We start from the raw sequence: 25894 nt of genomic DNA on the forward strand, positions 1-25894 counted from the left end.
TTTATCTTAAGGGGTGTAGTGGGTATACAGTCAAGTATTTTCTCAAATAATTGCGGGGTTTTTATAAAAAGAAGTTTCTTACATCTAAAAGAGCGGACGGTCTTCATGCACCATCCGCTCTTATAAGATATCTCAAAATAAGGTCCTATCCCCCCCAGCCTATCCTTCGATCATTCTCACCTTTACTGTATACCTTTTGCGCTCTCCCGGCTCCAGGTATTTCAGCATCCCTGTCTTTCTCATAACATCTCTTCCGTCAGGATAACAGTTCCCGCATTCAAGACCGAGCACGTAATCCCGAACCCCCATCATCTTCCATTCAACAAATCCATCCAATTCCTTTGGATCAAACTGAATCTCCAGCCCCATTTTCAGCTTAGGCTGATAAATAGAAGCCATTCCCGGTCCATCGAATTTATGGTAATAACATCTTTCTATATATCCTGCCTGCGGTTTCTCCATATTCAGACAGTTTTCCATATCCTTTCGGGCATGCTCGTCCCTTGCTGTAATCAACGATGATGGAATCCTGACAACACTATCTTCGTCCAGTAAAGGGAATCCCATGTTCATGTGATATAAAATTTCAAATGGCTGTCTGTCTCCCCCGCAGTTTTCTATGCTATCTGTAATGGTAAATACATTCTCTGACAGACTCAATTTTATTTCTCTGTTTAATCTCAACTTCCGTGCAAAGACAGCTTCATCATATACAGCTGCTTTCACGATAAGTTCATCCTCCTCCTGATACCAATACACTTTTTCCGCAGGCTGATTTGCGATCGATCCATGCAGTGGAAGGGATTCCCCCTCATCAACACATGGACTTCCGACTGCCTCAAGTCCACAGGTCGTCAAAAAACCTGCAGTAAATGACTTCAGCCAGTTTGAATCTGACCTGTCAAAATAAGGCGGTGCCACATAACCACAGGGTGAAAAATAAGACATATTCGTGCCTCTGAAACGCAGCCTTGAAATATCTGCCGCCCGGTCCAGCGATATGGTCATTTCTGTCCCTTTCCCATTATTCAGCTCCAGCAGACGCATTCCGTCTCCCTTTCCGCCTACAAGCCGGTGTTCTTCTATTCCTGATATTTGTGAATCGTGTCCAATATATGGATTCATATAATCCCCTGCCTTTACTTTAGAATGAAACCAACGGTCTGACTGCCTGATACAGATTTTTGTATCTCTCGTAGACTCTCTGATATTTTTCATGCATATCCGGCCTTGGCATATACTTTACCCGCTTTTCTACCATGTGCGAAGCCGCCTCTGAGAGGTCTTTAAAGCATCCAACAGCGATCCCTGTCAGCATAGCACTTCCTACTGTCCCTGCATCTACCGTTGCCAATGCTGTGATCGGTACATTCAGCATATCTGCCTTCATCTGCATCCAGACTTCTGAGTGTGCACCGCCGCCTGTTGCATGAAGCATAGTAAAGCGGATGCCAGAGGCTCTCAGATAATCCATATTCAGCATCATTTCATACACCACGCCTTCCATACATGCCCGATACATCTCACTGACTGTTGTTCCTGATGTGAGTCCCAGGATGGCCCCCTTTGACCCTGTATCCATATAAGGGGTTGCCGCACCGGCAAAATGCGGCAGTACAAGTAATCCAGTGGGGCTCTCAGACTCATTTTCCAACAGCTGATTGACTGAAATACCTTCCCTTTCTGCCAGCTCCTTCTCTTTTTTTGCCAAAGTGTCTATAAACCACTGGATCAGTGCACCTCCTGTATAGGAAAACGCATAGCATACATATTTTCCTGGTATTACATACGGTACTACTGAGTAATTTCCCCGATACATGACCTCCAGATCTGGTAAACCGTCAAAAACCGGCGTTATACATTCTACTGTTCCTGCACCATCCACAGCCTTATCGGAACTAAATACCCCTGCTCCTACCGCTGCCGCTACCTGATCATGACTGACTGCGACAATCTTTGTGGAAACAGGCAGTCCTGTTTTCTTTGCTGCCTGCTCTGTAATATGTCCCACAGCCGTCCCTGTAGGCACCGCCTGAGACATTAACTCCATATCAATGCCTGCCGCTTCAAAAACTTCCCTGCTCCATTTCAAAAACGTAATGTCAAATCCCATCGTCCTTGCTGCCAGGGAATAATCGATCTTTGCAATATGGGTAAGTGCGAAAATAACATAGTCCTCCATTAGAAAAATATGTCTGGCTTTCTCATAAATTTCCGGCCGGTTTCTTTTCATCCACATCATTTTAGGAATGCTATACATCTCATGTGGTTTCAGACCTGTAATAGATGCAATGAACTTACCACCCAGTTTTTCTTCTAATTCCCGGCACTCCTTCGCTCCTCTTGGATCCGTATACAGCATAGCTTTGTGCAGCGGCCTGCCATCCTCATCCGTCATAACAAAGCTTTCGCCGAAGCTGGTCACTCCGATCCCTGCTATATCGTGATATCTGCTGCTCATTTTTCTAATAACATCGTACACACCTTCCATGATTTTTTCTACATCTGCCTCATGTTCGCTGCTTCCTCTGGAAACCGGGTAATCCTGATAAGCTTTGTCTAAATATTTACCTTTTTCATCAAATATTGTTAACTTACAGCCTGTAGTACCTATATCCAATCCTGCTATTTTCATTTTCTTTTTCCTCCACCTGATGAATCTCAAGCCATATAGATTACTTCATTGCAAAAATCTTCATCGCCTCCAAACAGTTTTTCTTCATCGCCCCTGTCCCCCACTGTACAATATCATGGTACAGAATAGGCACATCCTGGCTGCTTTCTACCAGAGAATAGCAGTATTTGTACTGTTTTCCCTGGTGTACCACCGGGATACAGCCCAAACGGAACTGATCGGCCACGGTTTCTCCTCCTGCGATCGCCATATAAGTATAATAGTTTACTTTTCTTACACCTTTTAGGATCGCTTTCTGGAAATCCTCCTTCTTCACTCCAGACCCTCCATGCATGACAACAGGAATGTCTGCCCTTCTGCGTACCTGTTCCACAACATTAAAATCCAGTTTCGGCTCACTGACATAGACTCCGTGTGTTGTACCAAAGGAACATGCAAGAGCATCTATTTTCGTTTCTTCAACAAATCTCTGTGCCTCTGCAGGATCCGTATAAATTTTATCCGGATCTGTCCCGTCTTTTACAGATGCCCCTGTCTCCCTGCGCCCCATACTTCCTATTTCTGCCTCCACAGAGGCCCCTGTCCGCGAAGCCATTGCAACCACCATGCTGGTATTTGCTGCATTGATACCATAAGGCAATACAGAACCATCGTACATAACAGAGGTAAACCCCATATCCAAAGCAGTGTATATATAATTCAAACTCTCCCCATGGTCCAGATGTACCCCCACAGGTACCTTGGCCTTTTTCGCCATCTCTACCATGATCGGACCTATGACCTTGAGAGGCATAATTGACTCATGTCCCTCTGCATGCTGGATAATAACAGGCACATCCATTTCTTCCGCCGCCTGTATCGCTGCCATGATGGCTTCCAGATTTGGAGTGTTAAACGATCCCACCGCACATCGGCCGGCCTCACATAATTTTAAGATTTCTTTTAACGTAACTAGCAACTGCTGTCACTCCTTTTTCTTTCTGATTTTAATCATTTAATTGCAATACGTCGTTAAGTCCGCTATAATAACTTGTAACGTTTTCTTGTGTTTTATTTTCATTTAATTTTATTATATTTTCATAATTATTCGAATTATTTACGAAATTATATATTATAATACATTTTGACAGTCTTTTGCTCAGCCATCCAAAAGACACTGTCAATATAACCCCAGGGGGCATCCTGTATGAAATGGAGGACATACTATGACACTCAATCTTGAATTGGAATCATTGGAAAATATTATAAAAGATTTTTATAATGTAACTCATATCCGCTCTTCTATCTATGATGGAAATTATTCCAAAATCCTGTCTTATCCCAAAGAACATAGTCCCATCTGCTCTATCATGCACAACAATGACAAAACAAAAGCATTCTGTTCCCAGAGTAACCGCAATGCATTTGAACAGTGCAAGAAAGAAAAAAAGGTCATCATCTATACCTGTCATATGGGGCTTTCAGAAGTTGCCGCGCCACTCTGGGACAATGATATTATCATCGGCTACATTGTTTTCGGCCAGATCATCTGTTCCCCTGCCCAAACCCATCTGGCAGAAGCAATTCTTAAGAAATGTAATGCCTACGGAATCGATATCCATAATATCCATGAATTAGTATCTCAAATCGACATCAGGACAGAAAAGGAAATCCTTTCCATCGCTCATCTCATGGAAGCCTGTACCTGCTATATCATGTACCGCGAAATCATGCGCTTAAGCCGTGGAAGCTTTATCATGAAACTGGATGAGTATATCAACAAACATCTTCATGATAAAATAACGGCCTCTGCATTATGTCAGGAATTTTACATGAGCCGCACAAAGCTTTATGATACACTCAATGATACCGTACATATGAGCATCGGACGCTATGTAAAATTAAAACGTATCGACCGTGCTAAACAGCTGCTTTCTGACACAGATCTGACAATATTAGAAATCGTCGATCAGACAGGTTTCAACAACTATAACTATTTCTGCCAGGTTTTTAAAAAGGAGGTCGGTATGACAGCCAACCAGTATCGTTCCCTGACAGCCGGCTGAGTATAAGAACAAGGAGAGCTGCTGCCTGTTTTTGTGCTGCTCTGCACAGGCCCGGGCAGCAGCTCTTTTTATCCTATTACGGAATCAGCATCACCTTAAACGCGTCCGGATCCTTTTCCGCTGTCTCAAACGCTTTTTCCCATTCCTCCAGCTTATATGTATGAGAAATCAGGCCTTCTGTATATATCGATCCATCCAGCATGCTCTTCATAACCGGTTCATAGCAATAAGGTCCCAGATGTGCCCCATAGATCTCGATTTCTTTTCCGTCCCCGATATCGTTCCAATCTATTGTGATCGCTTTCGGGAAAACTCCAAACTGCACATATCTCCCGCAGAAACGGATTGCGTCCATTCCCTGTAATACACTTTTTTCGCTTCCGGATGCCTCAATATATACATCACATCCGTATCCATCTGTCAATTTTCTGATTTCTTCTCCAATGTTTACTTCCATAGGATTAAATACAAGATCTGCGCCGCATTTCAATGCTTTATCCAATCTCTTCTGACGCAGGTCCAGGCCGATGATCAGTTTGGGCTGCTGCTTTCTCGCCACACTGACCATTCCCAGGCCGATTGCCCCAAGCCCGCTGATCACAACCACATCATTGTGCTGGATCTTTGCCCGTTCCACTGCATGCATGGCACATGCAAGAGGCTCGATCAGGACAGCCTGTTCTAAGGTCAGTTCCTCCGGGATTTTGTGGTGGATCCCTTCCTTGCTGAACTTCATATATTCTGCAAATCCACCCTGTGCATCCTTTTTAAATCCGTATATATAATGCCGCTGGCACATAGAATAATAACCTGCCTTGCAGAATCTGCACTCTCCACATGGTACCATCTGTTCTGATACCATACGGTCGCCTTCTTTCACGCCGGTCACATTCTTTCCATATTTTACGACCCGCCCGACAAACTCGTGGCCGCCAATGACCGGTGCTTCGATATAACGGTTTTCCGGTGTGGTTCCCCATACTCTCACTCCGCCATGATAGGTCTTCACGTCACCTGCACATATTCCGCAGCCTTCAATTTTAACTAATATTTCATCATCGTCAATTTCAGGTACAGGTACGTCTTCGTATCTGAAATCATATGGTGCATGCATTCTAAGTGCCTTCATTGTTTCTTTCATGGTATACTTCTCCTTTAATTAGTGTTTTTATTTGTGACACGCTGAAGCAAAACTGCAAATATAATGATAATTCCTTTGATGACATCCTGTGGGTAAGATGGTACTGCAAGAAGATTCATGATATTACCGATCAAAGCCAATACAAGAACACCGACCACAGTCTTCACCGGTGAACCGACACCGCCGCTTAAGCTTGCTCCTCCGATCACGCAGGCTGCGATACAGTCCAGCTCCAGCCCATTTCCCACTGCCGGAGAACCTATCCCTGTCCTGGAGCATGCGATTATACCGCCGATGGCGGAACAGAATCCAGAAATCGCATATGTAGCCATCTTTACAGGCATTGTATTGATACCTGCCAGATGCACTGCTTCCTCATTACTTCCTATCGCAATCGTGATCCTGCCAAATGAGAGATAATTGGTGACAAACCACGCTGCAATTACGATCACGACTGCAATTACAGCAAGCCAGGTAAGCCATGAAAATATCTTTGCCGTCCCCAATACACTGATCGTATTTACCGGAGTCATAATCGGTGCACCATTTGAGATCATGTATGCGATTCCTCTTGCCATTGTCATCATGGCTAACGATGCCACGAAAGGCGCCATATCTGTTTTTGCAACTAAAAAACCTGTAAATGAACCACAGGCAGTCCCTAACAAAAGGCTGATCAGACAGGCCGGAACCACTCCCCATCCCCATGAATTTAAGGAATAAGCAGTCAGGACACTGCCGATCGCTACGATCGAACCGACAGAAAGGTCAATTCCCCCTGTCAGAATCACAAACAGCATGCCAATGGACACAATGACTGTACTGGCATACTGCTGGCAGATATTCACCAGGTTGCTTAATGTCAGGAAATCCTTTGAAACGACCGAACAAATGATAAATAATACCAGTAAGATCAGATATGTATTATTTTTTAGTATGAAATTTTTCACACTGAAATTAGATTTATTTTTTTCTTGTGCCATTTATTTTTCTCCTCCCATCGCCGCAAAAATAATATTATCTTCACTAAACTCATCACGGCTCAAAGTCCCGCGTATTCTTCCCTGGTGCATAACGATGATGTCGTCGCACATCCCTATCAGTTCGGGCATTTCGGAAGAGATCATGATAACAGCAAGCCCTGCCTCTGCCAGTTGGTTAATACAATGGTAAATTTCTGTTTTTGCTCCTACATCCACCCCTCTTGTAGGTTCATCAAAAATAATGCATTTACAATCCGCTGCGAGCCACTTTGCTAAAGCTACCTTTTGCTGGTTACCCCCGCTTAGGCTCGATGCCGGATTTTCAATAGAGGCATATTTTGTGTTAATCCTCCCCAACAGCTCCTTTACGAAATCCGCTTCCTTCTTTGAACGGAAGATTCCCTTTTTCTGTACTTTCTCCATTGCCGTGATTGACGTATTCATTTTTATACTTTGTTCCAGAAGAACGCCCTGACGTTTCCTATCCTCCGGAAGCATACCCAGTTTTGCCCTGACAGCCTGCTTCGGAGACTTAAAGTGGACCTCTTTTCCTAAAAACCTGATCTTCCCTGATTCCCACCTGTCAGCACCGAATATTGCACGCATGGTCTCTGTTCTTCCTGCTCCTACCAGCCCGTAAAATCCAAGCACCTGGCCTGATTTCACAGAAAAACTGATATCCTGTACCAGCTCTGACCCTGTCAAATGCTGTACTTCCAGGATGGTATCTCCTATCTGTGCATTACGCCCCGGGAACATCTGGTTTAATTCACGCCCAACCATTTTTCGGATCAGCCCGTCTTTGTCTATGCTTCCTGCCGGCAGACAGTCCACAAATGCACCATCTTTCATGACTGTTATGGTATCACATAGCTCAAAAATTTCTTCCAAACGGTGCGAAATATAAACAATGCTCACCCCATCCGCCTTCAGTTTTTTTAATAATGTAAATAATTTCTGGATTTCTTTCACTGTCAAAACAGCCGTTGGTTCGTCTAAAATAAGTACCTTTGCATTTCTCGAAATGGATTTACAGATCTCCACGACCTGTTGATATGCAACACTCAGGTTAGAAACCTTTGTTCCAGGACTTATCTCGTCGAATCCCATCTCGGACAGCAGTCTCTTTGCCTCCCTCGTCAGCCGTTTCCACTTAATGATCTTCCCTTCTTGATTTAGTCTGTCAATAAATATATTCTCTGTAACAGTCAGTTCCGGTGCCAGCATGAATTCCTGATAAATCGTTGCTATTCCTGCCAGCTTACCTTCTTTGGGCGTTGAAAAATGAACTTCCTGCCCCTCTATTTTCACAATACCGTCGTCTCTCTGGAGGGCACCTGCAAGAACCTTCATCAAAGTAGATTTCCCCGCACCGTTCTCTCCGATCAAGGCATGTATTTCTCCTGGTCTTACTTTAAGCTGTGCACCTTTCAGTGCATAAACGCCGGAGAACGCTTTCTTTATATCCAGCATCTCGATCCGATATTCTTGATTCTCCATTTTATTCCTCCCGGCTGTTCTCTAATATCAGGGGATGCCGTTTTGAAACAGCACCCCCTGCCCACTTCTATTTTTTTAGAATAATGCATCCGGACTGTAGAAATCATCTACATTGTCTGGGTTAATGCAATTTGCCGGTGTTTTTGTATATTTTTCATATCCTTCCGGATCTGCGCCGTTCACAAGGATATCCTCTGCGATCCCTACTGCTGTCTCTGCTACAACCTTCGGATTATTTTCACCGGTTGCCTTATAAGATGTTCCTTTTTTAATCAATTCATATGCTTCCTTCTGCCCATCAGCAGCTGCTGCCAGAACTACCTTGTCCGTCAGCCCTGCATTCTCAACTGCAGTCATCGCTCCCATTACCATGGCATCATTTTCACCAAACAGGAAGTTGATGTTCGGATTTGCTACGATCAGGTCTTCTGCTGCTGCCAGGCCGCCGTTTGCATTCCAGTCGCCCCAGCCAACTCCCCGGATCTCGAAATTAGCTTCGTCATTCTTAGCGGAACCGCTGCTGATCAGCTCTGCCTCCATCTTTTCAGCTGCATCCCATGCCTCATCCTCTGTACATCCTGAACGTGTTTCGATCACACCGCAGATCACACCTGTACGTCTTTCCTGCCCCGCATATACGCCTTTCTGCCCTGCGATCAACACTGCTGATATAAGCTCGTCCTTATCAAAACAATTCGCGCCTACCCAGAGGCCGACTTCGCGCCCATTCTGAAGGTTATCAGAAAATACGGTCGTTACATTATGTGCGGATTCTCCACAGCTGTTATCACAGCAGATGACCGGGATTCCCGCATCGTGCGCTTTGTCGATGGCTGCCACCGCACCTTCCGGATCATATGGATCCATGAAGATCAGGTCATATCCCTGAGTAATAAATGTGTCCATATTCTCTGCCTCTTTCAGCGTATCAGAATCTGCATTCAGTGTCGTAACACTCCATCCCTTTTCTTCGCAAAAGTCCGTAATGTGAGTAGATAATGCAGTAAAATATGCTCCGTCCAACGTCTTCATGGAGATACCGACCTTAAAATCTCCGTCCTTTTTTTCTGTCTTTTCCGTCGTCTCCTCTTTCTGTGTCTTATCGTCAGTTGATGCTTTTTCTCCTCCCGAACATGCAGCTAATGAAAATACCATCAAACCTGCTATTAAGATACTAAGTAATTTCTTTTTCATATCATTCTTCTCCTCTCATACCTTATTGAATGATCACATCCAATAAGCGCAGAATCTAGAACAGTCCGGCCGGAACGTTCATTATGCTTCATCTATTAGGAAGCTTTAATCATGATGTAATTGTATAATATATACATTTGGGTGGACTTTTCAATAGACTTATAGTTATTATGTACAATTTTATAGAAATATGGACGTTTTTATAGTGTTATTTTACCAAAACTCTATTATATCCAAACAGATATCGAGAACTGATTTCGCATAACCTTACATTTACCTTACATTTCTGCCACAAACCAAAATACCGCAAATTCACGTGGTATAATGTAGGAAACTGCAAAGGGGTCAGACCCCTTTGCTCTCCGTTTTCAGAATATTCTTAAATTAAGAGAGGATGATTTATGATGACATATGATTATCTGAAGGACAAGAAGCTTCTATTAGTGGACGATGAGAAGGATTTATTGACGATGCTTGTCTCGATTTTGAATGAGGCGGGATACCATAATATTCAGACAGCTTCTACAGTGAAGGAGGCTTTAGCGCTATGCGGGAACTGGCAACCTGAACTTGCGGTGCTGGATGTGATGCTGCCGGATGGGGATGGTTTTTCTCTTCTCAAAGAAATCCGTAAGACCCAGGATTTTCCTGTGCTTTTCCTGACAGCACGGGGAGAGGATGAGGATAAATTTGAGGGACTCGGAATCGGCGCGGACGATTATATTATCAAGCCATTCCTTCCAAAAGAGCTGATCCTGCGCATCAACATGATTCTGCGCAGATGTTATAAGGATGAATCCCCGCTGGTGCATCTTGCGTATTGCGCCATTGATTTTGAGCGGGCACAGATCGTCCGCGAGGACGGAAAGATCCCGCTGACCGCAAAGGAATATGATCTGCTGTCTGCGCTCTCCCGCAATGCCGGACGGATCGTCACAATCGACATGCTCTGCGAGGCGCTTTGGGGTGACAATCCCTATGGGTATGAGAATTCCCTGATGGCCCATATCCGCAGAATCCGTGAAAAGATCGAACGTGTCCCCTCACAGCCGGAATCCCTGATCACAGTAAAGGGGCTGGGTTATAAACTACTCACAAAGGAGGGACGCCTATGAAAAGCATTCCCAAGCTGATCCGCCGCTTTTTAGGTGTACTGCTGATCTCCTTATTCCTGATCCTGTTTCTGAACCTTGCCCTCCTTGCCCTGATCTCTTCCCATGCACAGTCAAGAGGCGACGGCTGGGATCTGGCCGCCGGCATTTCTGCTTCCCTGAATAAAAATAAGGATGGGCAGTATACACTCTCCGCCACCAGGGGACAGGATATGGCTCAGATTTTAGAAAGCGGAAATATATGGGCCCTCCTCATTGATAAAAACACCCTTGAGGTAACATGGCACAGTAAAAATCTCCCCGCTGACATCCCTTTAAAATATGACCTGGGCGAGATCTCCGTTCTATCCCGGTCCTATTTAAAAGATTTCCCAACCGCCACCTGCAGCCACCCGGACGGCCTGGTTGTCCTCGGTTTTCCCAAAAACCAGTATTGGAAGGATCTGTACAATACCTATGATTACCAGATCATCGCAAATACCCCCAGACTGCTTCTGCTGATACTGGTCATGAATCTGTGTCTGATCCTGTTTATTTATCTTTCAGTCACAACAAGACTCCTGAAAACGTTGGAGCCGATCATAGACGGGATCCAAAAACTGCCGGATAAAAGCGAGGTCTATATTAAGGAGAGGGGTCTGTTCTCGGAAATTGCCCAGGCGATCAACCGCACCTCGGAAAAGCTAAGATCCCAGGAACGAGCACTTAAGAAACAAGAGCAGGCAAGGGCCAACTGGATCGCTGGTGTTTCCCACGATATCCGCACCCCGCTGTCCATGATCATGGGATATGCTGCACAGCTTATGGAGTCCCCTGTCCTCACAGAAGAGCAGCATGAAAAAGCTGCCGTGATCCAGCAGCAGAGTGTCCGCATGAAGAATCTGATCAACGACCTGAATCTGGCCTCCAAGCTGGAATACAACATGCAGCCGCTTCACACAGAATTATGTGATATCATTCCTGTGATCCGCCATATCATCGTTGACTTTATCAACCTGGATGTGGAAAATAAATATCCCATTGACTGGGAAATAGATGAGACCTTAAGCATGTGCATGTCACTGGCTGATAAAGAGCTGATAAAACGCGCGGTTTCTAATCTGGTTATCAATGCACAGGTACACAACCCCCAAGGCTGCACGATTCACATTTCCGTAGATTACCATGAAGAAATATGCAGCATCTCTGTGGACGACGAAGGGATCGGAATTACGGATGAGCAGCTTGAAGCATTGAAAACCACTCCCCATTACATGCTCTGTGACAGCAAAACCACCGGGCAGCGCCATGGACTGGGACTTATGATCGTCCGGCAGATAGCCCAGGCACATGGGGGAACGCTTGAATTTGACCATGGGAAAAACGGAGGCTTTCTTGCCGTCATAAAGCTCCCCGCATTCCTGTCATAAGGATAAAGGGAAAACATGGTGTAAACCTCAGTTACCCCACGTTTTCCCCTTTACAGAAAACCTTTTTCCACATAAATCTGACCGCCAGGAATAAAACAGCCGCGATCAGTATCCCCTTGATCAGCGCCGAATATCTGCCGATATAGACAAGCACCACTTCCCATGAGGCACCAAGGATCGCCCCAAGAGATACAAGAATGATATTCCAAATCGTGCTCCCAATCATCGTATAAGTCAGAAAAACAGGCATGTTGATCCCTGCCATCCCGGCCGGAACAGAGACCAGACTGCGGATGATCGGAACACAGCGCCCCAAAAGGATCGCCTTTTTCCCATGCTTATCAAACCAGCGGATGGTCTTATCCACATCCTCTTTTTCAAACCCAAGTATCTTAAAAAGCTTTCCCTTTGTTAAAGCCTCCAGCCGCTCCGGATTCAGAACCGTGCCCGCCCAGTACAGGACAAGTGCCCCGATCATAGACCCCAGTGTTGAAAAAATCACAACCCCCGGCACTGTCAGCCGGGTATAGGTCGTCATAAATCCCCCGAAAGTCAGAATCACCTCTGACGGAATCGGCGGAAATATATTTTCCACGGCAATCAGAAAACAAACTCCCAGATAACCAAACTGGTTCATAACCTGAATCATCAAATCCTGCATACATCCATCCCCGACCTATATCCTTCTGTAACATAAGTATATGAGGAAAGAAGAAAATCATTCCATTTTCACTAACTCAGATTACGATCCTCCGCGATCAGGACAATCACCCGAAACGACTCCTCATCATAACTGATATCCATTGTCCCTCTGTACCGTTTTACCACATCCCGTACGTTTTCAATCCCGATCCCATGAGATTTTGCATTCGCTTTCCAGGTCCTGAACCTTCCCTCTTCCACCTGGATCTCCTGATCCCGACTCTTGGAATTCGTGATCTCATAGCTGAAATATCCGTTCTCAGTACATCTCGCCTTAAGTGAGATCTTACGTTTCTCCTCATCCACCTTCATACACGCCTCGATCGCATTGTCCAGCGTATTGGAAAAGATCGTGCAGATATCCAGGTTGTCCAGAAACAAAAGGGAATCGATCTCAATATTGAAAAAGCAGTCGATCCCCTGTTCCACCGCCCGGTTATACTTGGAATTGATCACCGCATTGACGATACTGTCCCTGCAGAATGTCCGGCTCTTCGATCGCAGCTGCCCCAAGAGACTGCGGAAATACTCCTTCGCCGCTGCCTCTTTTCCCTCTTCCAGCAGCTCCGATACCACACTGAACTGATTATTCATATCATGCCGGAACCTTCTGATCTCCAGCTGGTTTGCTTCCAGCTCCCGGTAATAATCCTGCTGCAGCTTTAAATTCTTCTGGTTCAGTTTGCCGCGGACATGCTCCGACAGATAGTATACCAGCCGGACTGCCGAAATATTTGTGATCATGCACGCCAGCATACACAGCCAGATCTTATAGCTCTGCGGCGGTGTATAATACACACAGCTGATCACTGCTGCCAGGGATGCCAGGCAGATAGAATCCAGAAGCAGCCAGGATTTGGTATCCATAGATACCGTCATTTCCCGGAACTTTTTTTGAGAAATCTTTGAAAATACAAACCAGAACAGCAGCTGAAATAATACCGAAATATCCGAAAGCACTGTATTTGCCAGGGGATCTCTGTAGAAATAATTCATCCAGACCCACCCACTCAATTCAGATGTAAGAAAATTGAGGGAGATAATGATCGGGAAAAATAAAAGGGAGATCGATCCCTTTACCAACGCCTTCTGCTTAAATCCGACCATCAGCATTACAAAGAAGAGCGGCAGACACGCGGTTATATTAAAGACATCATTGGGGAAGATCACCATAACACACACCGGAGCGGCAATCAGAAATCCTGCCGCCCGGAAGAAAATGTGTTTCCTCGGCTCTAAAAACCTGCTGATGGTACGGTAGAAAAACCAGGTCTGGCCCCAGCCGATTCCAAAGCCTAACAAATCTAACAACTGCATCAGCATTACATCATAGTCCACTTACAACCTCCTAACTCAGCAGCATCTTTGCAAATGCAACCGCTGTCTCCTGTTTATACGCACGGCTTACGGGCAGGGAAAGATTCCCACACTCCACACTGTTTCCCTCTAATTTATCCACAAATTTCAGATTCACCAGATACCGATTGTGAATACGGATAAAATAACCAGGCATTTCCGCCTCTATTTCACTGAGTTTTCCATAAAATCTGACAGTTTCCGAAGAGTTATCCACATTTTCAGTCCCTTGCGAAAAAGATTTCAACACTGCTTCCACATTTCTTCCTTCACTCTTAAAACAGATGATCCTTGAAAATGGAAGACGCAAGGTTTTGCCCTTCTGCTCTACCAGATAATACTTTTCCTGTAAAATACCAGCCTCTTCCAGTGCCTTTTCCAGTACTTCCTTTATCTTCTCTTCCTTATATGGCTTCAATATGTAATGAAACGCGTGGACCTCATATCCCTGAAATACAAAGTCAGGATATGCTGTCACAAATACGATGATGGTATCCTGATACTTTTTTCGCAGCTCTCTCGCCGTCTCCATCCCATTGATCCCGCTCATCTCGATATCCAGAAATAAAAGATCCGGCAGGATCTTCTCCATCCCGGTCAGCAGATCCTCCCCGCACTCATATTCCTGAATCCCATATTCCACACCCTCAAGCTGCAGCTTCGTCTCGATCACTCTGCGAAGCCCGATCCTTAACTTTTTCTCATCATCACAGATCGCAATTTCCATCTCATTGTCCCCTAAGCTATCCTTCTCTGATTCCTATCAATAAATGCTTCCATTATTCCCAGCCATGCTGAGGCCTTACCCGCAGGTCAAGATTTTCGAAGCACCCTGACGGGCATCACACAAATATCATAATAACCCTACATAAGATACCACATTTTATATGTGATTTGCAATCTTTATCTCTGCTAAATCTATTCAGCCTAATATTTTCGGTTACAGCTCACGCATCTGTTTATGCGCAAAGCATGTGCAAAGACCAGCCAGCTAAACTTTACAAAATCTATGTCAAACTTGACGTTCTCCCGGATACATTATTTTCCTGTGATCCGATAGAATAAAGTCATCAACAAACAAGGAGGAATCACAAATGCTAAAGATCAACCATTTATCAAAAAGTTATCAGACAGGTGCCAATGTGTATCCTGTATTAAAGGATATCTCATTTTCCATCAACAAAGGGGAATTCGTCGCCGTCATGGGGCCGTCCGGCAGCGGAAAGACCACACTGCTCAACTGTATTTCCTGTTTCATCCCACATGACAGCGGGGAGATCCTGCTCAATGACAAGAATCTGACCGGATTGGATGAAAACAGGCTGGCCGCCATCCGCAACAAGTATTTAGGCTTTGTTTTCCAGGATTTTATGCTCCTCGATGGGCTGACTGTCTTCGAAAACATCTGTCTGCCGCAGATCATTTCTAAAAAGCCGGTTCCGCAGATGGAGGCAAAGGCACAGAAATTATGCAGCATTTTCGGAATTGAGAAGATCCAGGATAAATATCCGGCAGAAATCTCCGGCGGTGAAAAACAGCGGACAGCCGTTGCCCGGGCTCTGATGAACCAGCCTTACGTTCTGCTTGCAGACGAACCTACCGGCAACCTGGACAGCAAGTCCTGCAAAGCGGTGATAGATGCCTTTTTACAGGCCAAAAATGAGATGCATGCGACCATTTTTATGGTAACCCATGACAGTTATGCCGCTTCCTTCTGTGACCGGGTAATCGTCCTGAAAGACGGGCAGGTCAACCAGGAACTGGTACACACCGGATCACGCCGGGAATTTATGGACCAGCTTTTGAATGTTTTAAGAGAACTTGGAGGTGATGAATCCCATGACGCTTAATAAAATCTTCTCAAAACTAAGGAAACAAAACAAAGGCCAATATATCATGCTGGGATTCTGCATCACTTTATCTGTATTACTGGTGACTGCATTTGCCCTCATATATCTCGGGCCGACAGTCCAGACCATTTTGCCCCAGGGCGGAGATACACGGAAAATGGCGACTCTGCTTCTCTTCGTTACCATCGCCGGCTGTATTATATTTACCGTGTATGCATCCGGACTGTTCTTCCGTTTTAAAAGCCGGGAGTATGGTGTTCTGCTCGCCCTGGGTACACCGAAAAAGGCACTAAAGCCCTTATTATTCCGTGAGCTTGCTTTCCTGACCGGAACCTGTTTCATAGTTGGACTGATCCTCGCCTTTCCGATGTCCTTTGTTATCTGGAAGATATTCGATTCCTTCCTTCTGCCCACAGATGCGATGAAATACCGCTTTGGCGGAACCGGATACATCGTCGGCCTTCTGTTCTGTGCGTTGCTGGCGGCCCTGCTCTTCTTCTATGGCATGCGCTTCGTTGGCAGAACCGACATCATGGATATTCTGCGTGAAGGACAAAAGACAGAGATGGTAAAACCGATCCCTTCCTGGACCGGAAAAGTGGGACTGATCCTCATATTTTCAGGGCTCGTTATCGCACTGGGAGTACCTGGGTTAACTGCAACGCTCTTCCATTACAGCCTGCCTGCTGCCTTTAACCTGACCTATCTGATGGTTCTCGCCGGTATCTATCTGTATATGCTCAGTCTGGTGGCCCAGTCTTCTGCCGGCCGCCATAAAGAGAAGTATTACAAAAACCTGGTTTCCATCAGCATGATGCGTTTTTCGGCGAAAGCGACAACAAAAAATATGTGTGTATCTACTCTCCTTCTTTTCTGCTGTCTGTTTGCGGCTTTCTTTGGGATGCTCTATGCAACCCAGACGGAATCCCTGGATCAGAAGGATCAAAAAGCATTCCTGCTTCATTTTCCGATGGAAGAAAAGCAGGTGACAGAAAACGAAATCTACGATCTGGCAGATGAACATGATATGACGATTACCGAATACCAGGAGAATACGGCCGCCAACCTGGTGATTTCCTACTATTATACAGATTTTAACGCTGCTGAAAGTAAATACTTCAAGGCAGATGGAAAACAGGCAAAACTCGCCCTCTTCTTCTCCGAGAGCGCTTTTACGCAGATGAGCGGACAGGACATTTCCGTAGAGAAGAATACTTACAAAACAATTACGACGGTTGACTTCAAGGAAACGATCTGGGAATTCATAGACGGACTGTATGCCGTGACAAACCCGGACACTGACCAGACTTATGAACTGGACTACGCAGGTTCTGTCGAATTTAACGCCTTAGCCTCAATCAGCGATCCCTTTGCATTTGTCCTGTCTGATGAGGATTATCAGACCATCACAGAATCTCTTGGAACTCAATATATTGAGAAAGTCATCGGTTTTGATGTAAAGAATCTCCCTGGTTCTTATGAATTTGCCAAAACCTTACAAAAGGAGTATGTAAGCCGTGCAGGAGCCCTGTCAGATCATAAGGGAGGCTATGACTCCTGGGCAGAAAAGCGTTCCCTGGAAAATGGGGAAGAGTATGGATATGCCGGAAGCTCCAGTCTTTCATATGATCCGGAGAGAGTCCTGGAAGACTGGAAATATGCCCCCAGGTTCATCGTGATCCAATACCAGGAGTATATGCAGAATGTAGCCATATACGTGATGCTCTGCCTCTATATTTTCATTATTATGTTAACTTCCGTGGTGATCATGAGTTACGTCAGAGGTATCAGTGTTACTGCCGAAAATCAGGCTCTGTTTTTGAGCCTGGAGAAATTAGGCGCCAATCCAGCCTACCGCAGCAGGCTGTTAAAACAGCAGCTGAAAAAAATCTTCCAGTATCCGGCCGCTGTCGGATGCAGCATTGCCTGGGTTTTCTCACTGCTCATGTCCATTATCAATGACTGGAGAATCATGAGCTATGAAGTACTGAATCTTGAAAGGTTATTACTTCTTACGGTGCTGATCTTCGGAATACTGTATGCAGTATATATCAAGACATACAAGAAGACTAAAAAAATGATCGGAATATAAAAAAGACGGTTGGGAGGGCCGGTTCCAAAAAGGACTGGCCCTCCCATCTATCTTATCTCAATTTTATCTGTTTCTCCCTGCATAGCTTCAAAAATCCCTCTGCAGGATTTCACTGTGCTCCACAAAATCCTCCACAGTCTCAAATCCCAGTTTCTCCAGGATCTTCATAACATAGGGGTTTTCCAAAGGAGTGGCAAACCTGGCTTTCCTTCCATAGTCTTCTACGTGTTTTCTGCCCTCCTCTTTATCAATGATCGCCTTCGGACCTCCCACACAGCCACCGTTACACCCCATTCCCTCGAAGAAATTCGCATCGGTCTCCTGGTTTTGGATTCTTCTGATCAGCTCTTTACATGCGGGAACCCCGTCTGCCTGCTCTGCTTTTACTTTGATCTTTCGATCAGGGTTTAGCTGCCTTTCCGTCTCTTTTACCGCCTCACTTACTCCTCCGGTTCTGGCATAGATCCGTCCGGCTCTGGAGGAATGCTCTTTTTGATCATCCTCCAATTCTTCCGGATGGATGTCCGCGGCTTCAAAGATATCCTGAACCTCCTGAAAGGTAAGCACATAATCAATGGCATCTGCAATGTCCGGCTCACGGGCTTCACTTTTTTTTGCAAGGCAGGGCCCTGCAAATACGGTCACTGCATCAGGATGAAGCACCTTGATCATCCGCCCGCAGGCGATCATGGGGGATACGGCTCCAGGCACATGAGGCATCAGCTCATGGTACAGCTTTCGGATCATGGCGATCCAGACCGGACAGCAGCAGCTGGTAAGCTGATAGTCGCCCTCTTCCACCACATGCTTGTCAAACTCCAGTGCTTCCTTTAAGGTCAGGATATCCGCAAAGAGCGCCACCTCCACCATCCCGGTAAAGCCAAGTGCACTAAAGGCAGTCCTTAGTTTCCCCGGAGTCACATTTTCTGAAAACTGTCCTAAAAATGCGGGAGCCACCAGCATATAGGCCGGACCTTCCGACTCTCTTACTGCTTTCATCGCAGGAAGAACGTCTTTTGCCGGGGAGATATTTTTACGCTCACAGGCATCCATACAGGTACTGCAGCCTGTACATAAGTTCGGATCGATAAATAATTTTCCGTCTGCGTCTTCCACGATGGCATCAAATATACAGCTGTTCTGACAGGCCCTCTCATAGGCGCAGTCCCCACACTGTTCGTTAAATACGACCGGGGCATACTTTTCCGGATGCAGCAGACAGTCCAGATGATACGGCTGATACTCCGGCGGCAGCGGAGCTTTCAGTGCTATCTTTTGTGCAAGGATTTCCCGGTAAAGGTCCTCAAATGTCTTCATTGGCTCATCTCCCATTTCATAATATGGAATATTATGGACAAAACCAATGTTCATTATACGTTTTGGCTGGCCTTTCCTGTAAATCCGATACAAACATCCACACGATCAGGGCAAAAATGACATAAAAGAAAGCCCCCATGAGCGTCGGGGGCCTCCTTCTTAATCGCATACCAATTTCACAAAAAATTTACTTTTGTAATAACTCTTCCAATTTCCTTTTAAGTTCCGCAATTTCTTCATCCTTCTTTGTGAGCTGTTCGTCCTTTTGTGTGAGCTGTTCGTCCTTTTGTGTGAGCTCTTCATCCTTCTGTGTGAGCTCTTCATCCTTCTGTGTGAGCTCTTCATCCTTCTGTGTGAGCTCTTCATCCTTCTGTGTCAACTGTTCGTCCTTTTGTGTCAACTGTTCATCCTTCTGTGTCAGCTTCTCGTCCATTTGAGCTAACTCTTCCTGCTTCTTTTTCAACAGCTTTTCCTGTTCTTCTATCATATACTGTACAGTATTTCTATCCAATTCTGCCAGTTCTTTTGAATACATCTGCATCACCCTTTCGATATTGCAACATATACCATAAACTTCTGCATACATGGCCCCAAACTCCGGGTATGCTTCCATCAGCTGTATGATCCGTTCCGGTTCATCAAATGACAAAAAAGACAGCCATGCATCAAGTTCATTTTCTACAATTTTATTGTGCATGTTTTCCCGGAAGATGTCAAGTGGAATCAGTATATACTCCTGCAGCGTATCAAGTTTCAGCCCTGTATCAAATATCTGTTTCGACCTGTGGATATATCGATCTTTCAACTGTTGAAACTCCTGTGTACTTTTTTCGAAAAATACAATCGTATATACATTCTTAACATCTCTATATGTAAAACGCTTTTTTCGTTCACTCTTCACTCTTTTATACTGTCTAAGCAGCGTATCCGCGGAATAGCATGCGACCCTTTGCCCCGGAAATGCATATCCCAGCTTCTGAATTTCGATATTTGCCAGACTTCCATCCTCAAGCTCCACGAGCATATCTGTAATCAGAAGGCTTTGTTCCTCTGCGATCCTAACAGAATCATTTTGCAGAATCTGGCGGATCTTTACTTTTCTTTTTAAAAGCAGAGAAAGGATTCTCTCTACTCTTTCGGGGTGGTATTCCGGACTAAAGATTTCTTTAAAAAAAGAATCATACAACATTTTTACTCCTCTTGCCCCTGTACAAAAGTCCAGGAATTCCTCTTGTTGTTCTTCCTTCCATAACTCAAAAATGTTCCACAGTTTCTCTTTATTCCCGATTTCCTTGAGTACCTCCTTTCTCGTTTGGATCATCGGGAAGTAGTCCTTGAGTGTTTTTGCCATAGGCTTTTTCCTCCTTTGTAATATAAAATTGTTCTTGTAAAGCGGTTGTTCTAAATCACGGATTAAACTTCGAAAATGAAGTACCGAAAAAAATAGAAATCTTGTGGATTGAAACCAGCATGAATGCTATCCACATAAGATAAATTCAGATTAACACAACACGAATGCGCAGTCAATTAACATTCTATAAAGTTTATACAAATTAAGAGGCACATAAAATGTGGGGAAAAAGTTTCCACTTTCTCCCCACACGCTTCATTAAACAAAAATCATAGCAGGCATTCGGTATCCACACCCCATCTTCCTCATAACCTCATAGAGGCTGTCACCTCTTGCCCCTATTCTTTATCAAAATGGGTGACTTCTCTGCCCCGGGTAACCTGTGAATGTAATACCTTCCACAGATATTCCATGTCCACCGGCTTCGGGATGAATGCATTCATCCCGGCGTCCCTTGCTGCCTCCACATCCTCTTTAAATGTATTCGCAGTCATAGCTGCAATCGGGATATCCTTTCCATCCGGGTGGTCTCCTTCCCGAATCTCCCTTGCTGTCTCAAGCCCGTCTTTTTTCGGCATCCTGATATCCATCAGGATCGCCTGATACCATCCTGCCTCGCTTTGTTCAAACATTTCCAGCGCCTGCTGCCCGTCTGCTGCACGGTCTACTTTAGCCCCGCGCATCTCCAAGAGCTCCTTTGCGATCTCTGCATTCAAATCGTTATCCTCCGCAAGCAGAATCCTCATGCCGGAAAAATCCCCTTCTCTGGCCTCCTCCTTCGAAGGGCCTTCTACAGACTTAATTTCCTCCAGGCTGCTTACCGGAAACGCAAGACTAAAGAAAAATCTGCTTCCTTCACCAACCTGACTCTCAACCTGAAGACTGCCGCCCATCAGACCAACGATATGGCTGCTGATAGAAAGTCCAAGTCCGGTTCCCTCACTCTTAGCCATATTGTTGCCGACCTGTTCAAAGGTCTTAAATATCTTTTCCTGATTCTTCTGTGCAATGCCGACCCCTGTATCCTGAACCTCAAAAGCAAAGACCGCCTTTTTTCCGTCGAATGTCTTCTCTTTGACCGTCAAGATAATCTCTCCTCCACTGGATGTAAACTTAATGGCATTGGATAACAGATTCAACAGTATCTGTCTGATACGGACCGCATCACCCAGCAGCATTTCATGCCTGATCTCTGTCCGGGCTTTAAAAGAGATCTCCTTCATTTCGGCCTGTGTCTCGATCATCAGGATCAATTCATCTGCGATCTTTCTGATCGAAAATGCTTCCTCATTGATCTCCATTTTTCCATTCTCGATCTTCGACATATCCAGGATATCATTGATCAGGGAAAGCAGATAACGGGAAGATGCTCTGATCTTTCCAAGAATCTCCTTGACCGGATCTGGAACCTCCTCTTTCATCCCCGCTATGTCAGAAAGGCCAATGATCGCATTCATCGGTGTTCTGATCTCGTGGCTCATCTTGGATAAAAATTCACTCTTCGCACGGCTCTTTGCTTCGGCCCGCTCCAATTCCCCCGCCATCAGTGTATTCTTCACCTTTGCTCTCGCCGCAAGGATCACTCCCGCCATGATCAAAAGTAAAACCCCACATAAGATTGAAACAAATGCAACCGGATTCGCATATATCAGTTCCGAAAAAGTGGCTCTTGTATATCCCATAGAGACAATGCTCTTATCAAGCATCGTATTCATCTCTTTTGTGGAAATACTGCCGATGGCCTTGTTCATGATCCCAAACAAAGTCTTATCGATCGGCCGGGACATAGCAAGTGATACACTCGTTTTATTATTAACACGGGTAACAGGAACAATGTTCGGGAAATGATGATTCTGCATTTCCTTGTCCAGATTTGCAGAAATCCCATAGAAAAAATCGATGTCCCCATCGTTCACTGCCTTCATGCCCTCTTCGGTATCACCATAATACCTGATCTCCTCTGTCTTAATGTCTCCGGGCATCTCCCTGCCTTCTATGATCCCGCCTATCATCCCTGTCTCGGGATAGTTTACTGATTTGTTCTTAATGATGATGCTGTTCAGGTTAATATAAGGCTTCGTCAGTGCCAGTCCCGCGTCAAATGCATGTTCATTTGAATCGAGATATGCCCCCAGCACATCCGCTCTTCCCTGATTGACCTGATCGATGGCTTCTTCGTAAGTGTCCGTAAATACATAGTGAAAAGAAATCCCCAAATATTCAGACATACGGTCAAACATCTCCGGCAATAATCCGTCATGCTCGTCCTTTGAATCATTTACACAGTAAAACGGATGCCAGTCCCTCACCATCGCAACCGCGATCTCCTTCTTCTCCCTTAAATACGCTTCCTCTTTCTCTGTCAGCTGAATGTCCGCATCTTTTACGTCCGGAAAATTCTCCTCATACTCTTTCTCCGCGAACTCCGGATCCGCATCCATGATCGCTTCCAACGCCTCATTCAGCTCTTTTAATATCCCCTGCTCAGAAACCTGGGTAACCAGATAATAAGGCTGCGCATCAAAAGATGTAACGATACGGAAGTCCTCTTCTTTGTCAGAATCATTTCCCATGAGCATATCTACTTCGCCGTCCCGCAGCTGCCGGTACAGATTCTCGGATTCTCCCATATCTTCATGACTGTAATATTTTATCGTACAGTCCAGGCTGTTCTTTTCCAGAAATTCCTTCAGATATGCAATCTTTGCTTTTGCCCGGTCATACACTCCGATCGTTTTTCCGTTCAGGCTTGTCAGCTCATAGCTCTTAATCTCCGAGTCCTCTACTCTGCACAGAATAACCCCGCGGCTGCTGCCGATCCTGTACTTCGGATATGCAAAATACTCTTCCAGTTCCGGGGAATAAAAGACCCCGCCCATCAGATCATACTCGCCGGCAATAAAATTATCCGTCATGGTCTCTGCATCCGCCTCGATGTAATCATACTTCCAGTCCGTATACTTTGCGATCTCATTTAGGAAATCCACCATCAGCCCTTTATGGTTTCCGTTTTCGTCTATCTCACTGATCCCCGGAGTCTCCGGGAAAGCAACCCGCAGTACCCTGCTGACCTTGTTCGAAGGATCCCCTTTCTGTTCTTTTGCCTCTGCCGTAATTTCCAAACAGGAAACCATCATGATGATGATCAGTATCGCAGAAAACAGCTGTGTGATTCCAGTTCTTTTCTTTTTTCCTTTATCCTGTCCCATTTTTCCTCCCGTGCGCCCTTCCTGACAATCTGGGATTCCCTTATTTTCCATGTTTCTACGGTTTTTCCCGAATATATTTATTATACATGAATCACACAGTATTTGCAATTTAATCAAGCTTATTCCACTCATAAAAAAGCAGACTAAAAAAGCAAAGGAGTCTGTACCCCTTTGCTTTTTTTACCACCGTTTTGAGCTTATTCCATAGAAAATGAAATCTCCGTGATCAGCGGAACCGACTCATTCTCCCCTATATCAGCATTCTTATCATACATCTTAAGGGTAAACTGGTCCGCATCTGTCTGGTCAAAAATCATATACTTGATCCAGCTTCCGTCCTCCTGTTCCACGATCCGGCTGCTCTCCCCATAGATCCGGTTACCCGCTGTATCCATCAGGACCTCTGCCGGATTCTTTACTGCCCACTCGGCCGGAACTGCCAGTGTTATATACATATTACTTGGAGTCTTCGTCACCTCTTCTACCACGAAACCGTCCTTCTCTGTCTGTGGCTTAGCCGTTGTATTATTGGATGTATCCATCCTGGCATCGAATGCAAGCTTCCAGGAACCGTCGATATTCTTAAATCCTGACACAGCCCCTGTTTCCACCATACCATCTTTCTGCCCGCAGACACCCCCGACATCCAGTAAGACAGACATCTTCTCAGGAAAAGTTCCCTTCGGCATGCTCATTGACTGGACTCTGATAAGCGCTGCATAGACATTGTCATCCATTTTATTGACTGTCATCGATGACGAAGGATATACCTCCTCACCGTCAATCGTAAGCGATGCTAAAAATGGGATAGGATCTCCTTCCCGGTAAGACAAAAGGGTGATCCGGTCCGCAGTATTCATCTCCTCATCCTCCGTCGTTAGAGACAGAGTAAAGTACAAGTCATACCCATCACAATATGCATCTGAGACCTTCATTGTGACCCCTTGATCCACTGCCACATTCGTAGGATCTTCTACCGGCTTGGAATGCTCTGCAATTTTATCATAAGCCGTTTTATCCTTATCAGGATATGGACTTTCATCCCTCTTCTCCTGAATCCTTTTAAATACATCTCCTAAAATAGGGATATCCTTAGCCAGTGCCGGATTCGCATAAAAGATCCCTGTCAGGGCAATCACCATACAGGCCGCTGCTGCCGCGATCCCGGCTTTCTGATAAAGCCTCTTTCTTTTTCTTCCTTGAAGCCGCTTCATCTTCACCTCTCCCCGCCTGATCTTGTCATATGCATCCTCTAAACTATCCTCCACTGCCTTGGGTATCTCTATCTCCTCCTGCAGCATTTTCTTTACTTCCTGATCATAGTCAGACCTTGCCATATTGCACCCTCCTATTCATATACAGAAGCCGGATTTTCCTTTAGATAAACCTTTTTAAAGCTAATCCGGCCACGCGCCAGCCTCGTTTTCACAGTGTTCTCGTTCATCTCCAAAATAGCGCCGATCTCCTTGATGCTGAACCCTTCCACATAGTATAGCAGAAGGATGGTCCTGTACTGGTCCTCCAGTTCATTTAACAGCCTTAAAAACTCCCGCCCAGACGTATCCACCTGCATCTCCTTAGATTCCAACTGTTCCTGCATAGGCACCACCTTTTTACGTTCCTTCAAGATCCGCTTACAATGATTGATCAGTATCCTGGTCAGCCACGTTTTAAAATACTTAGGCTCCCTGAGCCCCTTTAGATTTTCATAGCTGCTCAGCACTGTGTCCTGGATCGCATCTGCTACATCCGCATCGTTCTTTAACATACTGACGGCAACCTTATAAAGTGCCTGCTTCTGCTCTTCGATCAGTGCTATAAATGCATCCTGATCCCCAGCTTGTGCCTGCTTCACCAAATTCACCACCATCAAACTCCCCCTTACCTGCTGTCTGTCACTTCGTATTTCCATTCATAAACTGATTCATAGTATCCATGCTTTTCTCAATCGATTGATACCTATTAGATAGATCTTGTCCGTGAAAAGTTTCAAAAAAA

At 45.2% G+C, this 25894-nt stretch carries 20 protein-coding genes; 5 read left to right on the forward strand and 15 right to left on the reverse strand.

What is annotated here, in order from left to right:
* Positions 1-159: 159 nt before the first annotated feature.
* The 3 genes from AC4OGX_RS01060 to AC4OGX_RS01070 are packed head-to-tail and all read right to left on the reverse strand — an operon-like array spanning position 160 to position 3593.
* A complete protein-coding gene (locus AC4OGX_RS01060) occupies positions 160-1218 on the reverse strand; it encodes an aldose 1-epimerase family protein (protein WP_493327940.1) in 1059 nt (352 codons plus the stop codon).
* The gene (locus tag AC4OGX_RS01065; protein WP_493327941.1) at positions 1145-2635 is read right to left on the reverse strand and encodes an FGGY-family carbohydrate kinase; all 1491 of its coding nucleotides are present in this window, start codon (positions 2633-2635) and stop codon (positions 1145-1147) included. The genes AC4OGX_RS01060 and AC4OGX_RS01065 overlap by 74 nt, the downstream gene beginning before the upstream one ends.
* 40 nt (positions 2636-2675) lie before the next feature.
* On the reverse strand, positions 2676-3593 hold the full coding sequence (locus AC4OGX_RS01070) for a class II fructose-bisphosphate aldolase (RefSeq protein WP_493327942.1): 918 nt from the start codon (positions 3591-3593) through the stop codon (positions 2676-2678).
* 247 nt (positions 3594-3840) lie between these two features.
* Between AC4OGX_RS01070 and AC4OGX_RS01075 the strand changes: the two genes are divergently transcribed.
* Complete coding sequence (locus AC4OGX_RS01075; protein ID WP_493327943.1) at positions 3841-4680, forward strand: PocR ligand-binding domain-containing protein; 840 nt, start codon at positions 3841-3843, stop codon at positions 4678-4680.
* Positions 4681-4756: 76 nt separating this feature from the next.
* On the opposite strand, the gene AC4OGX_RS01080 is transcribed toward AC4OGX_RS01075, so the two are convergent.
* The 4 genes from AC4OGX_RS01080 to AC4OGX_RS01095 form a co-directional block, all read right to left on the reverse strand.
* A complete protein-coding gene (locus AC4OGX_RS01080; RefSeq protein WP_493327944.1) occupies positions 4757-5821 on the reverse strand; it encodes an alcohol dehydrogenase catalytic domain-containing protein in 1065 nt (354 codons plus the stop codon).
* Between the two features lie 14 nt (positions 5822-5835).
* Positions 5836-6804 (reverse strand): ABC transporter permease, encoded by a 969-nt coding sequence (locus tag AC4OGX_RS01085; protein WP_493327945.1) that lies wholly within the window; start codon positions 6802-6804, stop codon positions 5836-5838.
* Positions 6805-8304 carry a sugar ABC transporter ATP-binding protein gene (locus AC4OGX_RS01090; RefSeq protein ID WP_493327946.1) on the reverse strand — a complete coding sequence of 500 codons (1500 nt, stop codon included), beginning with the start codon at positions 8302-8304 and terminating at the stop codon, positions 6805-6807.
* Positions 8305-8379: 75 nt separating this feature from the next.
* Positions 8380-9498, reverse strand: coding sequence for a substrate-binding domain-containing protein (locus AC4OGX_RS01095; RefSeq protein ID WP_493327947.1), 1119 nt, complete (start codon positions 9496-9498; stop codon positions 8380-8382).
* Positions 9499-9902: 404 nt separating this feature from the next.
* On the opposite strand from AC4OGX_RS01095, the gene AC4OGX_RS01100 reads away from it, so the two are divergent.
* Entirely contained in the window at positions 9903-10613 is a 711-nt protein-coding gene (locus AC4OGX_RS01100) for a response regulator transcription factor (protein ID WP_493328097.1), read from the forward strand.
* Entirely contained in the window at positions 10610-12019 is a 1410-nt protein-coding gene (locus AC4OGX_RS01105; RefSeq protein ID WP_493327948.1) for a sensor histidine kinase, read from the forward strand. Before AC4OGX_RS01100 ends, AC4OGX_RS01105 begins: the two co-directional genes overlap by 4 nt.
* Positions 12020-12050: 31 nt before the next feature.
* Here AC4OGX_RS01105 and AC4OGX_RS01110 read toward each other — a convergent pair whose 3' ends face one another.
* From AC4OGX_RS01110 to AC4OGX_RS01120, 3 genes are all read right to left on the reverse strand, one after another.
* Positions 12051-12680, reverse strand: a complete 630-nt coding sequence (locus AC4OGX_RS01110; protein ID WP_493327949.1) for a DedA family protein — start codon at positions 12678-12680, stop codon at positions 12051-12053.
* A gap of 71 nt (positions 12681-12751) precedes the next feature.
* Complete coding sequence (locus AC4OGX_RS01115; protein ID WP_493327950.1) at positions 12752-14059, reverse strand: sensor histidine kinase; 1308 nt, start codon at positions 14057-14059, stop codon at positions 12752-12754.
* Between the two features lie 10 nt (positions 14060-14069).
* Positions 14070-14804, reverse strand: coding sequence for a LytR/AlgR family response regulator transcription factor (locus AC4OGX_RS01120; protein ID WP_493327951.1), 735 nt, complete (start codon positions 14802-14804; stop codon positions 14070-14072).
* 367 nt (positions 14805-15171) lie between these two features.
* Between AC4OGX_RS01120 and AC4OGX_RS01125 the strand changes: the two genes are divergently transcribed.
* Both AC4OGX_RS01125 and AC4OGX_RS01130 read left to right on the forward strand, forming a co-directional pair.
* Positions 15172-15927: an ABC transporter ATP-binding protein gene (locus AC4OGX_RS01125; RefSeq protein ID WP_493327952.1), complete on the forward strand. Its 756-nt coding sequence runs from the start codon at positions 15172-15174 to the stop codon at positions 15925-15927.
* Positions 15917-18019, forward strand: a complete 2103-nt coding sequence (locus AC4OGX_RS01130; protein ID WP_493327953.1) for an FtsX-like permease family protein — start codon at positions 15917-15919, stop codon at positions 18017-18019. Before AC4OGX_RS01125 ends, AC4OGX_RS01130 begins: the two co-directional genes overlap by 11 nt.
* 87 nt (positions 18020-18106) lie before the next feature.
* Here the strand turns inward: AC4OGX_RS01130 and AC4OGX_RS01135 are convergent, their stop codons facing one another.
* The 5 genes from AC4OGX_RS01135 to AC4OGX_RS01155 all read right to left on the reverse strand — a co-directional run bounded on the left by AC4OGX_RS01135 (position 18107) and on the right by AC4OGX_RS01155 (position 25808).
* The gene (locus tag AC4OGX_RS01135; RefSeq protein ID WP_493327954.1) at positions 18107-19336 is read right to left on the reverse strand and encodes a [Fe-Fe] hydrogenase large subunit C-terminal domain-containing protein; all 1230 of its coding nucleotides are present in this window, start codon (positions 19334-19336) and stop codon (positions 18107-18109) included.
* Positions 19337-19523: 187 nt separating this feature from the next.
* Positions 19524-20687 carry a PD-(D/E)XK nuclease family transposase gene (locus AC4OGX_RS01140; protein ID WP_493327955.1) on the reverse strand — a complete coding sequence of 388 codons (1164 nt, stop codon included), beginning with the start codon at positions 20685-20687 and terminating at the stop codon, positions 19524-19526.
* Positions 20688-21025: 338 nt separating this feature from the next.
* Positions 21026-23896 (reverse strand): ATP-binding protein, encoded by a 2871-nt coding sequence (locus AC4OGX_RS01145; RefSeq protein ID WP_493327956.1) that lies wholly within the window; start codon positions 23894-23896, stop codon positions 21026-21028.
* Positions 23897-24093: 197 nt separating this feature from the next.
* Entirely contained in the window at positions 24094-25233 is a 1140-nt protein-coding gene (locus tag AC4OGX_RS01150) for a DUF4179 domain-containing protein (RefSeq protein ID WP_493327957.1), read from the reverse strand.
* 11 nt (positions 25234-25244) lie between these two features.
* Positions 25245-25808, reverse strand: a complete 564-nt coding sequence (locus tag AC4OGX_RS01155; RefSeq protein WP_493327958.1) for a sigma-70 family RNA polymerase sigma factor — start codon at positions 25806-25808, stop codon at positions 25245-25247.
* Positions 25809-25894: the final 86 nt, after the last annotated feature.

The organism is Faecalicatena sp. (assembly GCF_058819085.1).